The organism is Burkholderia sp. SRS-25 (assembly GCF_004343765.1).
In the GTDB taxonomy this organism is placed as follows: domain Bacteria; phylum Pseudomonadota; class Gammaproteobacteria; order Burkholderiales; family Burkholderiaceae; genus Burkholderia; species Burkholderia contaminans.
Window position 1 is genome coordinate 1 of record NZ_PTXM01000034.1, and the last position, 13,036, is coordinate 13,036.

A 13,036-nucleotide genomic window follows, 5' to 3' on the forward strand; every position below is an offset into this window, starting at 1 on the left:
GGCCGGTGGGGGGGATTTTTTTCTGGCGGCCGGGGTCGTTTGGCGGGGGGGGGGGGGGGCAGGTTGTCGTGCGTTGTTTGGGGCGCGTGCTTGGCCGGTCGTCGATTGGGAGGGAATAGTTGGCGACGCGAGAAGGTGACGCCAGAAGGTGACGCCAGAAGGCCGTGCCCAGGCGGTCCCCGGTGAAAGTCGGTCGAGCGGGGCTCAGGCGGGCCGTAGCGCGGCCCGGGACCGGCAGGCTACCCACGCATGCCAACCCGCCACGCCGGCGCACTCAGGCCGTGAAAAAGCCCCCGCGCAGCGTACCGCCGCGCGAGGGCTCCGGAAAGCTTCCCGGCCGGATCAAACGGCCCGTTCGGGCGCCGGCGTAACGACCCGAGCAGGGCGAGCCGGCTTGAAGCTGGCCGACCACGTCATCGCGGGCCGTTCGAACATGCGGTAGAACACATACGCGACCGGGATCGCGACGGCCATGAACGCGAACGACGGCCAGATCGACAGCTGCAGCTCGGAATGGAACAGCACCGAGCCGAGGCAGACGAACAGCGGCAGGTGGATCAGGTACAGCGAGTAGCTGAAGTCGCCGAACCAGCTCAGCACGCGCAGCGGCGGCGTCGGGCGCGGCGGACGGGCGAGCGCGCGGTACAGGAAGCACGCGAAGCCGGCCGACCACAGCTGGAATGCGCCGTACTGGCCGAAATGGAACGCGCCGCAGCCGGCGGCCAGCAGCACGGCAGCCGCGCCGTACCACGCGCGCGACGGCACGGTGGCCGCGCCGCGTGCCGGCTGCGCGCGCACGTCGGCGATCCATGCGCCGATCGTCCAGGACAGCCAGTACGACGTGAAGAACTGCAGGTCGTGCCGTTCGAGCAGCCACGCCGACGCGAGGTTGACGAGCGCGACCGCGGCCACGACCGCCGGCATGCCGATGCGCCGGCGGACCGCGAACAGCAGCGGGTAGATCGCATAGAACTGCACTTCGAGCGACAGCGTCCACAGCGCGCCGTTCGACCCGTACGTGTAGCCGGCGACGCCCTGCAGCGAGAACAGGTTCACGAGGAACGCGACGAGGCCGACGTCGCGGATCTTGTGGCTGACGGGCTCGATCTGCAGGCTGACCGAGTCGAGTGCGAGTGTAAACAGCAGCGCGGCGAGCAGCACCGGGTAGATGCGCGCGAACCGGCGCACCCAGAAGTTCGGCGCGTCGAGCCGGTACGATGGGTCGGCCGCGAGCTTGAGGGCCGCGTTGCGGTGGATGCAGTAGCCGCTGATCACGAAGAAGATCGGCACGCCGGCGGAGCCCCACGCGAACGGGAAGGTCAGGTAGCCGGCGATCGCGCTCGGGGTCAGCGCGTGGCCGTAAGCGTGATGGAAGCTCTGCATGCCGACCCAGACGACCTGGCGGCAGTGGAAATAGGCGACGAGCAGCGCCGCGAAGCCGCGCATCGCGTCGATTACGTGTTCCTTGTGATCGGCGACGGGCGGCGCGGTCAGAGACGATCCGCTGAAAGCTTGCATGCGATTCGATTCCTTGCGACGGATGGACGGGAAGTTTCATCCAATCGTAATGCGCAAGAATTCGATCAATGAATAAAAAAATCTCGCCGGGAAATATTGGAATTCCACATCATGGATTTATCGTGTTCGGAAAGCGGTTCCGCGAGGCGGGTCAATTATTTACCGATTTTTTTCTGATAGTTTGAAGCTCCAGTTGAATGATGCAAGGAGCGGCAAGATGGACATGCATTGGATCGCGAGCGCTGCAGTACTGCTGGTCATGGCCGTGCTGTCGGCGTACCGCGAGGCGCTGAAGAACGAACCGATTCGCCCGGGTCTCGAACGGGGCGGCGTGCCCTATATCGAGGAATTCGAATCGTAAGAATTTGTATCTGGAAAATCGGTAATTTGTTTCTGCCTCGGCACTCGGTTCGGCAATATCGACCGGGTTGAAAGGATTATATTTTTTCCGGAATCATTGGGCAATCAGTCCATATCGAAAATGAGCGGAGTCGAATTGGCAGTACCGTCGATTCTCGATATGCCGTTCGGAACACAATCGCGCCGGGTCGCGGGTCGACGCGGCGCAGTCAACGCAATCAGGATGCGAACATGTTGAAAGTCACCAAGGCCGTGTTCCCCGTCGCCGGTCTCGGCACGCGGTTCCTCCCGGCAACGAAGGCGAGCCCGAAGGAAATGTTGCCCGTCGTCGACAAGCCGCTGATCCAGTACGCGGTCGAGGAAGCGATCAACGCCGGTATCACCGAGATGATCTTCGTCACCGGGCGCAGCAAGCGCGCGATCGAGGATCACTTCGACAAGTCTTATGAGATCGAGGCCGAGCTCGAGGCGCGGGGCAAGGACAAGCTGCTCGAACTCGTGCGCAGCATCAAGCCGAGCCACGTGAACTGCTTCTACGTGCGCCAGCCGGAAGCGCTCGGCCTCGGTCACGCGGTGCTGTGCGCGGAGAAGCTGGTGCATGGCGAGCCGTTCGCGGTGATCCTCGCCGATGACCTGCTGCACGGCGAACAACCGGTGCTGAAGCAGCTCGTCGACGTGTTCGACCACTATCACAGCTCGGTGATCGGGGTCGAGACGATCGCGCGCGACGACAGCCGCTCGTACGGCGTCGTCGAAGGCCGCGAATGGGAAGAGGACATCATCAAGCTGTCGGGCATCATCGAGAAGCCCGCGCCCGAGGACGCGCCGTCGAATCTCGGCGTGGTCGGCCGCTACGTGTTCATGCCGACGATCTTCGATCATCTGCGCAAGCTCAAGCCGGGCGCCGGCGGCGAGCTGCAGCTGACCGATGCGGTCCAGTCGCTGCTCGCGAACGAGCAGGTGCTCGCGTATCGCTACTACGGCACGCGCTTCGATTGCGGCAGCAAGATCGGCTATCTCAAGGCCACCGTCGAACTCGCGCTCCAGCATCCGGAAGTGAGCCGCGAATTCGAGGCCTACCTGCGTACCTGCTTGCCCGCGCTGGCTGCTGTCGCCTAAGCAGCCGCGCGCTCCGTTGTTTCAGGTGGTGGTTGTTCCGTTGGCCCCGGCCGCTCGCGCGCCGGGGCTTTTTTGCGTGTGCGGGTGCGCCAGTGCACGATCGCGGTGCGTGCCGTCGGGGTGTGTGGGGTAGCGGATCGGCTTCAGGATCGGGGCTGCGTGCGGGGCGGGGCGCTCCGACGAGAACGGACGTCACGGCTGAAACCGGTGTCGCGGCGGGCGCCGGATGACGGGATCGGCGGTTCGATTGCGCGATGCACGTCGATGTTCGTGACCGCATCGGGTTTGCCGGCGCCGGTCGATGCCGCGATCGCTGGAGTGTTGAGTGTCAGCTCCGGGGCGGGGCTTGAAGCGCCGTTTCTCAGCTCAACCGTTGCCGCGTCCGTGCAGGGTTCAACGTGCCGACGTGCTCGGCCGAGCGACGAAATGCCGGGCCAGCATCGCAGCGACCGGCTTCTTGAAATCGAGCAGCCGCTTTTCGAGATAGCGCCAGGACAGGTGCGCGAGCAGCACGGCGAGCGCGAACTGCAGCAGTTCGGATAGCGTGTCGCGGACGATTTCAGGTATGGCCACGTGCGCGACGTGCGCGGGCAGTACGCCGAAACGCGCCGGAATCAGGTTGTGGAACAGGTAGAAGCCGTAGCTGATCGTGCCGAGATAGGCGAGCGGCGCCCGGTCGAGCAGCGCCACGACCGGATGCTCGGGTTCGCTGACGATCCACAGCAGCAGCGCACCGAGCGACGCGGACAGGCCGAGATCCGCGAGCCCCGCGATCGTGTCGGGCAAGGTCGTGCATGCAGGCAGCACGAGGAAGAACGCTACGCCGGCCGCGCCGAGCCAGCCGGGCGGAACGCGGCGCACGGCGGCCGCACCGCGATCGGCGAGCGCCATCGCGCCGACGCCGCCGAGCGCGATCAGCGCGAAATTCCACGGGGAAAACGCGTAGATCAGCACCGGCGACGCGTCGCACAGGTAGAGCGCGAGATGCGCGAGCGCGCACAGCACGATGGCCGCGATGCCGAGCGCGACGTGGCGCGCGGCGGGCACCGCGAGCAGCGCGAGCGGCGCGATCAGATAGAACTGCTGTTCAACCGCGAGGCTCCAGAAGTGCGACGTGGAGCCCGGCCAGCCGTCCTTGACGGCGCCGATCCAGTAATTCGACAGGAACGCCGCGTGCCACGCGAGCCCGAGATTGACGCCGCGCTGGTAGAACAGCGCATGCGCGATCGCGAGCGCGGCGAGCAGCAGGTAATAGACGGGAAAGATCCGCAGCGCGCGCTTCGCGAGAAACAGCGCGAGCGCGTGGCGGCGCGTCATGGTGCCGCGCTCGACCGCCTCGCGGTTGCGATGCAGCTCGCCGACGATCAGGAATCCGCTGATGAGGAAAAACGTCCACACGCCAAGCTTGCCGACGTCGACGGCAAGGACGTGGCCCTTGTGGGACAGGAAAACGAGGATGACGGCGAGGGCTCGCAGGCCGTCGAGTCCTTTGACGTATCTGGCTTCGCGCATTGAGGCATCCGGGCATTGAGCGAGCCCAGTATAGGTGCGCAAATATCGAACGTAATTCGCATTCGGGTGCCTACGTGAAGGCGTTTTTTGATGCTGGAGCGTCGATGAAATCGATCGCATGCAAAAAAACCTGCGGGAAACCCCGCGAAAACGCATAAAAGTACTGCACGAAGCGTCAAGGCGCTTGTAGAATCCGGCGTTGAAGCGCGCGCGTTGCACGCTTCGTGTATCCAACGACCACACCTGGTAGGAGAAACATGGCGACTTCCGCAAAAAAGGTGGCCAAGAAGGCTGCCGCACCCGCCACCAAGAAAGTGGCTGCCAAAAAGGCTGCGCCCGCGAAGAAAGTAGTGGCTAAGAAGGTTGTCGCGAAGGCGGCACCGGCCGCTCCGACGCCGCTGAAGGACAAGTTCACGAAGGCATCGCTCGCAACGCACATCGCTGAGCGCGCAGCTGTCGAGGTGAAGGCGGTCAAGGCAGTGCTCGTCGCACTCGAGAACGTCGTGCTGGGCTCGGTCCACAAGAAGGGCGCGGGCGAGTTCACGCTGCCGGGTCTGCTGAAGATCACGGCGCAAGTCGTGCCGGCGAAGAAGAAGCGCTTCGGCAAGGATCCGTTCACGGGCGAAGAGCGCTGGTTCCCGGCGAAGCCGGCCAGCGTGCGCGTGAAGGCACGTGCGCTGAAGAAGCTGAAGGACGCAGCGGCGTAATGCCGCGCAGCGGTTGCCGAATGCATGTCGGCAGCCGTTGCGATGTCCGACGATCCCCGTACGCGAAAGCGTACGGGGATTTTTATTGCGCTGCGCAAATCGCGAAGCAGCGAAGCGATGAAATGGCGGAAGGTCCGGTTCGACGCGTGACGCACGACGGAAGACGCGCCGCGCACGCGCGATGACGAACGGCAATCCGCTGCGTGCTTGCAGCAGATCCGCTGCAACCCGTCGCGCGCGCTATGCCGGTTGCGTACGCATCGCGACGCACGTGCATCGTGACCGAAACCATCCCTGACGAAATCGCAGCCCAGGTCGCTGCCGCGTGCGACACGATCGCACGGCATCTTGGCGCGACGCTGAAGGCGATCCACCTGTTCGGATCGGCGCTCGACGGCGGACTGAAGCCGCGCAGCGATGTCGACCTGCTGGTGACGGTGTCGGCCCGGCCCGACGAATCGACGCGGCGCGCGTTGATGCTCGACTTGCTCGCCGTGTCGGCGCCGCCCGGTCGCGCCGGCGGCATGCGTGCACTGGAAGTGACCGTCGTTGCGCACGATGAAGTGGTGCCGTGGCGTCATCCGGCGCGTCGCGAACTGCAGTTCGGCGAGTGGCTCCGTCACGACCTCGAGGCCGGCATTGTCGAACCGGCGCTCGTCGATCACGATCTGGCGATCCTGTTGACGAAGGTGCGGCAGCGCAGTGTCGTGCTGGCTGGCCTGCCGGCGGCTACGCTGCTCGAGCCGGTGCCGGCACGGGATTTTGTCGCCGCGCTGTGGGCGACGGTCGCGCAGTGGAATGCTGAACCGGACTGGCGCGGCGACGAGTGCAACGTGGTGCTCGCGCTCGCGCGCATCTGGTACAGCGCCGCGACCGGCAGGATCGCGTCCAAGGACGTCGCTGCGGCATGGGTGCTGGAGCATCTGCCGGGCACGCACCGGCCGGTTGTGGCGGCTGCGCGCGCCGCCTATCTCGGCGGCGAGGAAGACGCGGCGATCCTGTCGGGCGAACCCCTCGCGGCATTCATCGGCTACGCGCGGCGAACGGTCGAATCGATGCTGTCGACGTAGCGGAGGACGCCGCGCGCGTGGCCGGCCTGGGGGCGACGCCGATGAAGATCATCGGCATTGGCGCGGCAGTCGCACGCGCATGCGGTCGAGCCGGAAGCCTGTCGGCGACCCGGCGCGTCGTCGCGCATGCGCCGTGCGACGTGCTTCGTCAGCCCGCCGTACCCGCGTACGCGGCCTTCAGCGCGGCATCGTCGAGCTTGATCATCTGCATCATCGCGGCGGCTACGCGCGTGGCCTTGACCGTGTCCCGGTCCGACACCATCGGGATCAGCGTTTCCGGAACGATCTGCCACGACACGCCGTAACGGTCTCTCAGCCAGCCACAGGCGTCGGGCGTGCCGCCGTTGTCGAGCAGGGCGTTCCAGTAGCGGTCGAGTTCCGCCTGGTCGGCGCAGCTGACCAGCAGCGAAATTGAATGGTTGAACGTATCGGTGCGCGGGTGGCTCATCGCGAAGAACGGCTGCCCGAACAGCTCGAACTCGACCATCCGCGTGCCCTCGGTGCCGGGCACCGCCGTGACGCGCACGATGCGCGAATCCGGAAAGATGCCCGCATAGAAGGCTGCGGCTTCTTCTGCTTCCGCCGCGTACCAGAGGAAAGGCGTGATCTTCTGAATCGTCATGGCGTATCTCCTGTGTGAGTGGGGCGATGCGCGAACCGCGTGCCGCCATCGAGACGACGGACGACGGTTGCCGAAATCGACATGCCTCGGCACATTGCGATCGCACCGGTCGAGCGGTGCCGGCAGTGCGGATGGTAGTCGCTCGTCGCGCGGATGGCGACCGGCGCGGCGATTCGCAAACGGTGTTCCCGGCGCTTTGCAGCCGCCAGGTGCCGCTGCAGGCCGGCCGGCGTGCAGCGGGCCCGGGTTCCGGTTGCCGGCCTGTGCGGGCGCTGCCGGCGCGCGGAAGACGGACGAAAAAAAGCCAGCCGCGGCCGAAACCGGGGCTGGCTTTCCAGGTCGGCGGCAAGGCGTCGGAGACGCCGTGCACGCCGGAAACGTACTTTCTTAGAACTTGTGACGCAGGCCGAGAGCGACGATTTCCTGCGAGCTCTTGCCGGCGATGCCATACGAGCCGACCGACGCTTGTGCATCGCTGCCGTCGGCGTTGTGGCCGCTTGCGTGCTGATATGCGCCAACCAGGTACACGTCGGTGCGCTTCGACAGCGAGTAGTCCGCGCCGAGCGAAACCTGATGGTACTTGGCGTTATTGTCGCCGCTACCCTTCGTGTAGATGTAGCCGACGCCCAGCAGCAGCGGTGCCGATGCCTGGTACGTGACGAAGCCGCGGCCCGTGTTGTACTTCTGGTTCGTACCGAACGTCGAGGCGCCGTCAGCCTTGTACTGGGCATTGCTGTAGCCGGCACCGACCGTCACCGGGCCGAATGCGTACTGGGCTGCCACTTGCGCGATGCCGATCGACGTCGACGACACGAACGCGTTGTTGATGAAGGTCGTGCCCGTGTCGCCGTCGAAGATCGCGTCGGACGTACCGGTCCAGGTGCCGCGCTTGCCGGCCGTGAGCGCTGCCGCGTTGTTTGCGTGGAAGTAACCCGCAGCCACGCCGAGCGGGCCGTTGTTGTAGGCTGCAGCTGCCGCCCACGTCTGACCCTTGCCGGTCGAGCCGGCGACGCCGCCGAGTGCGTACAGCGCTTCGACCTGGAGGCCTGCCCAGACCGGCGACGTGTACTTGATCGCGTTGCTGACGCGCAGGCTGTTGTCGTTGTTGTCGACGTCGCCCGGCGTAGCGAACACGCTGCCGAAGTAGTTGTCAGCCGTGACTGCCTGGACCAGGTCGACGAGCGGGTCGTACTGGCGACCCAGCGTCAGCGTACCGTACTGGTCGCTTTGCAGGCCGACGAATGCTTGACGGCCGAACATGCGGCCACCTTGGCCCAGCGTGCCCGATGCCGAGTTGAAGCCGTTTTCCAACTGGAAGATCGCCTTCAGGCCGCCACCGAGGTCTTCAGAACCCTTCAGGCCGAAGCGGCTGCCTTGCAGGTTGCCGCTACCCATCGACCACGAATTGTTACCTTGACCGGCGTTACCGTGAACGTACGTGATCGACGTGTCGATCACGCCGTAGAGCGTCACGCTCGACTGCGCCTGAGCAGCACCAGCGGCACCCAGCAGGGCGAGCGAGAGGGTCGAGAGAGCAAGTTTCTTCATCGTTGAGTTTCTCCACGCAAGTGATTCATCGTTATTTGTTGCGGATTGGAGAATAGCTCAGTGCCATACACGCAAGAAAGCTTAAAAAATAAAGTGTCTCGAAAAGGTAACAGCGGGAAAAAGTCTATATATATCAAGCACATCAGCGACTGTTCCTGTTTTTGAAATAGTTGACAATTGCTGCGCCGCGATTGTTTCAATAGTTGATGCGCAGGTCGGAAGATCCCCTGTTTCGGCCCGTTGCAGCAGGGAAATGAGCGCATGCAAACGTTTGCGATTGCAGGTGTGTGCACGCCGACGTTTCAAGAGGGTGCCGACGCCGCACGATGCGCGGCGGACAGGGGTTGCAAAGGGGCGGCCGGGTATGCCGGGCGCGCGAAATCGATGCGCGGCCGGTGGCAGACGGCGGGTGAATCAGTCGTCGCTCGGGCGATGATCGGCGTGGCCAGGTTGAGCAACTCGAGCGGACGCGGCCGCCGCGGAATCCTCGGCCGGCCGATGCGCATTACCGCGGGCTGCCGCGAATTCCGCGCCGAGCAGCAGCACGATCGCGGAGAAGTACAGCCACATCAACAGGACCGCGAACGATCCGGCTGCACCGAATGCGCTTGCGGTGCCCGCGTGCGCGAGGTACAGCGCGAACAGCTTCTTGCCGCCGGAGAACAGGATCGCGGAAACGATGCCGCCGATGGCGGCGTCGCGCCACGCGACGCGCGCATCGGGCAGGAACTTCATCAACGACGCGAACGCGCCCGCGAGCACTGCGATGCCGACGAAGAACTGCACGAGGTTCGTGACGATCACATACGGCGAATTGCCCAGCAGCCAGGTGCCGACGAACGTGATCGCGGTGTCGAGCACGAGCGACACGATCAGCAGGAACGCGACGCCGAGTACCAGCCCGAACGAGATCAGCCGCACGCGCACGAGGCCGAGCATGCTCGACCAGCGGTTCTCGGTGGCCGGCCAGATCACGCTGAGCGCGGCGCTGAGCGACGCGAAGGTGGCCGATGCGCCGATCGCGAGCGCGGCGAACGAGATCAGGGTTGCCAGGCCGCCGCGCTCGCCCGCGCGGTGCGCGTTCTGCACGATCGTCTGGATGCTGGCTGCCGCGTCGTCGCCGATCAGCTGGTGGGCCTGTTCGAACACCTGGCCGCGCGCGGCATCGTCGCCGTAGAACCAGCCGGCCACGGCGATCACCATCACGAGCATCGGCGCGAGCGAGAACGCGGAGAAAAAGGCGATGCCCGCGGCCATCGCGGAGCAGCGGTCGGACGAGAAGCGCTTGAATGCGGTGAGGGCCCAGTTGGCCTGTTGTTGCGCGAGACGGGTGGCTTCGGAGGTGATCTGTCGTTTCATGACGGGTCGGTGGCGCGCGGAACGCGGATCATCGTTGGTAATCAGACAATTCGGTATTGATCCGAGGATTCGAACATAGTTGCGCGAACTGTCTATAATTCCTTTCAGTTTCCTCACCCCCACAATAACGCCGAGACCAGCCATGCTACAAATGTCCCGGCGCCAGTTCCTGAAGGTGACGGCTACGTCGCTTGCCGGATCGAGTCTAGCCCTGATGGGCTTCTCTCCATCCGAAGCGCTTGCCGAAGTCCGACAGTACAAGCTGGCGCGCACAGTCGAAACGCGCAACACCTGTCCCTACTGTTCAGTGGGTTGCGGCATCCTGATGTACAGCCTCGGAGACGGCGCGAAAAACGCCCGGCCGAGCATCATCCACATCGAAGGCGATCCCGACCATCCCGTCAATCGCGGCACGCTGTGCCCGAAGGGCGCGAGCCTGATCGACTTCATCCACAGCCCGAACCGCCTGACGCACCCCGAGTATCGTGCGCCCGGCTCGGACAAGTGGGAACCGATTTCGTGGAATGACGCGCTCGACCGCATCGCGAAGCTGATGAAGGCCGATCGCGACGCGAACTTCGTCGAGACGGCGGAAGACGGTGCGAAGGTCAACCGATGGCTGACCACCGGCATGCTGGCCGCGTCGGCGGGCAGCAACGAAGTCGGCTACCTGACGCACAAGACCATCCGCAGTCTCGGGATGCTCGCATTCGACAATCAGGCGCGTGTCTGACATGGCCCGACGGTGGCAGGTCTTGCCCCGACGTTTGGCCGTGGAGCGATGACGAACCATTGGGTCGACATCAAGAACGCGGACGTGATTCTCGTGATGGGCGGCAATGCAGCCGAGGCCCATCCGTGCGGTTTCAAGTGGGTAACGGAGGCGAAGGCGCACCGCAAGGCGCGGCTGATCGTCGTCGACCCGCGCTTCACGCGTACGGCCTCGGTGGCCGACTACTACGCGCCGATCCGCACCGGCACCGACATCGTCTTCCTGGGCGGCGTCATCAACTATCTGCTGACGAACGACAAGATCCAGCATGAGTACGTGAAGAACTACACGGACTTCTCGTTCATCGTGCGCGAGGATTTCGCGTTCAACGACGGCATCTATTCCGGCTATGACGCGGAGAAGCACGCGTACCCGGACAAATCGAGCTGGGACTACGAGCGTGGCGACGACGGCTTCGTGAAGGTCGACCCGACGCTGCAGCATCCGCGTTGCGTGTACAACCTGCTGAAGCAGCACTACGCGCGCTATACGCCGGACATGGTCCAGCAGACGTGCGGTACGCCGAAGGAGAAATTCCTGAAGGTGTGCGAGATGCTCGCGACCACGGCCGTTCCCGGCCGCGCCGGCACGGTGCTGTACGCGCTCGGCTGGACGCACCACTCGATCGGCGCGCAGATCATCCGTACCGGCGCGATGGTGCAGCTGCTGCTCGGCAACATCGGCATCGCCGGCGGCGGGATGAACGCGCTGCGCGGCCACTCGAACATCCAGGGGTTGACCGACCTCGGGCTGATGTCGAACCTGCTGCCGGGCTACATGACGCTGCCGATGCAGGCCGAGCAGGATTTCGACGGCTACATCAAGAAGCGCGTGCAGCTGCCGCTGCGGCCGAACCAGTTGAGCTACTGGAAGAACTACAAGGCCTTCCACGTGAGCTTCATGAAGTCCTGGTGGGGCGACGCGGCGACCGCCGAGAACAACTGGGGCTACGACTACCTGCCGAAGCTGGACAAGCAGTACGACCTGCTGCAGGTGATCGAGCTGATGAATGCCGGCAAGATGAACGGCTACATCTGCCAGGGCTTCAACCCGCTTGCGGCGTCGCCGTCGAAGGTGAAGACGGCGGCCGGCCTCGCGAAGCTGAAGTGGCTCGTGATCATGGATCCGCTCGCGACCGAAACGTCCGAGTTCTGGAAGCATCACGGCGACTACAACGACGTCGATTCGTCGAAGATCCAGACCGAGGTGTTCCGTCTGCCGACCACGTGCTTCGCGGAGGAAGACGGTTCGCTCGTGAGTTCGAGCCGCGTGCTGCAATGGCACTGGAAGGGCGCGGAGCCGCCGGGCGAGGCGAGGAGCGACCTCGAGATCATGTCGGGGCTGTTCCTGCGCATGCGCAAGATGTACCAGAAGGACGGCGGCAAGTACCCGGATCCGATCGTCAACCTGACCTGGCCGTACGCGAACCCGGAAAGCCCGACGCCCGAAGAGCTCGCGATGGAGTTCAACGGAAAGGCGCTCGCCGATCTGCCCGATCCGAAGGATCCGGCCAAGACGCTCGTGAAGAAGGGCGAGCAGCTGGCCGCGTTCGCGCAGTTGAAGGACGACGGCACGACCGCGAGCGGCTGCTGGATCTTCTGCGGTGCCTGGACGCAGGCCGGCAACCAGATGGGGCGGCGCGACAACTCCGACCCGACCGGCATCGGCCAGACGCTGAACTGGGCGTGGGCGTGGCCGGCGAACCGGCGGATCCTGTACAACCGCGCGTCGTGCGACGTCGCCGGCAAGCCGTTCGACCCGACCCGCAAGCTGATCGGCTGGAACGGCAGCGCGTGGAAGGGGGCCGACATTCCCGACTTCAAGGCGGACGAATCGCCCGAAAACGGGATGGGGCCGTTCATCATGAACCCGGAAGGTGTTGCACGCTTCTTCGCCCGGGCGGGGATGAACGAAGGTCCGTTCCCCGAGCACTACGAGCCGTTCGAGACGCCGCTCGACGCGAACCCGCTGCACCCGAACAACCCGCAGGCGCTGAACAACCCGGCTGCCCGCGTGTTCCCGGACGACCGCGCGTCGTTCGGCAAGGTGGCGGATTTCCCGCACGTGGCGACGACGTACCGGCTGACCGAGCACTTCCACTACTGGACCAAGCATGCGCGGCTGAACTCGATCATCCAGCCCGAGCAATTCGTCGAGATCGGCGAAGACCTCGCGAAGGAAGTCGGCGTCGCGCACGGCGAGCGCGTGAAGGTGTCGTCCAAGCGCGGCTACATCATCGCGGTCGCCCTCGTCACGAAGCGGATCAAGCCGCTGACGGTCGACGGCAAGAAGGTCCAGACGGTCGGCGTCCCGTTGCACTGGGGCTTCAAGGGTCTGACGAAGCCCGGCTATCTCGCCAATACCCTGACTCCGTCCGTGGGTGACGGCAACTCCTATACACCGGAATTCAAGTCGTTCCTGGTGAAGGTCGAAAAGGCGTAAGGGGAAA

10 protein-coding genes are annotated in these 13,036 nt (G+C 64.7%); 5 read left to right on the forward strand and 5 right to left on the reverse strand.

The window, feature by feature from the left end; genetic code table 11:
• Positions 1–342: 342 nt before the first annotated feature.
• Complete coding sequence (locus C5O79_RS34745) at positions 343–1,518, reverse strand: acyltransferase (RefSeq protein WP_047850258.1); 1,176 nt, start codon at positions 1,516–1,518, stop codon at positions 343–345.
• A gap of 217 nt (positions 1,519–1,735) precedes the next feature.
• On the opposite strand from C5O79_RS34745, the gene C5O79_RS38320 reads away from it, so the two are divergent.
• Entirely contained in the window at positions 1,736–1,879 is a 144-nt protein-coding gene (locus C5O79_RS38320; protein ID WP_006479318.1) for a hypothetical protein, read from the forward strand.
• Positions 1,880–2,109: 230 nt separating this feature from the next.
• A complete protein-coding gene (gene galU / locus C5O79_RS34750; RefSeq protein WP_046549882.1) occupies positions 2,110–2,997 on the forward strand; it encodes a UTP--glucose-1-phosphate uridylyltransferase GalU in 888 nt (295 codons plus the stop codon).
• A gap of 393 nt (positions 2,998–3,390) precedes the next feature.
• Here the strand turns inward: galU and C5O79_RS34755 are convergent, their stop codons facing one another.
• Complete coding sequence (locus C5O79_RS34755; protein WP_122475346.1) at positions 3,391–4,509, reverse strand: acyltransferase; 1,119 nt, start codon at positions 4,507–4,509, stop codon at positions 3,391–3,393.
• A 257-nt stretch (positions 4,510–4,766) separates the two neighbouring features.
• Here C5O79_RS34755 and C5O79_RS34765 point away from each other — a divergent pair, with 257 nt between their 5' ends.
• Both C5O79_RS34765 and C5O79_RS34770 read left to right on the forward strand, forming a co-directional pair.
• Entirely contained in the window at positions 4,767–5,216 is a 450-nt protein-coding gene (locus C5O79_RS34765) for an HU family DNA-binding protein (protein WP_011355701.1), read from the forward strand.
• Between the two features lie 278 nt (positions 5,217–5,494).
• A complete protein-coding gene (locus C5O79_RS34770) occupies positions 5,495–6,286 on the forward strand; it encodes an AadA family aminoglycoside 3''-O-nucleotidyltransferase (RefSeq protein WP_122477370.1) in 792 nt (263 codons plus the stop codon).
• A 148-nt stretch (positions 6,287–6,434) separates the two neighbouring features.
• On the opposite strand, the gene C5O79_RS34775 is transcribed toward C5O79_RS34770, so the two are convergent.
• The 3 genes from C5O79_RS34775 to C5O79_RS34785 all read right to left on the reverse strand — a co-directional run bounded on the left by C5O79_RS34775 (position 6,435) and on the right by C5O79_RS34785 (position 9,815).
• Complete coding sequence (locus C5O79_RS34775; protein ID WP_122475349.1) at positions 6,435–6,908, reverse strand: VOC family protein; 474 nt, start codon at positions 6,906–6,908, stop codon at positions 6,435–6,437.
• A gap of 387 nt (positions 6,909–7,295) precedes the next feature.
• Positions 7,296–8,456: a porin gene (locus C5O79_RS34780; RefSeq protein WP_046549879.1), complete on the reverse strand. Its 1,161-nt coding sequence runs from the start codon at positions 8,454–8,456 to the stop codon at positions 7,296–7,298.
• A 414-nt stretch (positions 8,457–8,870) separates the two neighbouring features.
• Positions 8,871–9,815: a YihY/virulence factor BrkB family protein gene (locus C5O79_RS34785; RefSeq protein WP_122475351.1), complete on the reverse strand. Its 945-nt coding sequence runs from the start codon at positions 9,813–9,815 to the stop codon at positions 8,871–8,873.
• A gap of 142 nt (positions 9,816–9,957) precedes the next feature.
• Between C5O79_RS34785 and fdnG the strand changes: the two genes are divergently transcribed.
• On the forward strand, positions 9,958–13,029 hold the full coding sequence (gene fdnG / locus C5O79_RS34795) for a formate dehydrogenase-N subunit alpha (protein ID WP_081421068.1): 3,072 nt from the start codon (positions 9,958–9,960) through the stop codon (positions 13,027–13,029).
• Positions 13,030–13,036 lie beyond the last annotated feature (7 nt).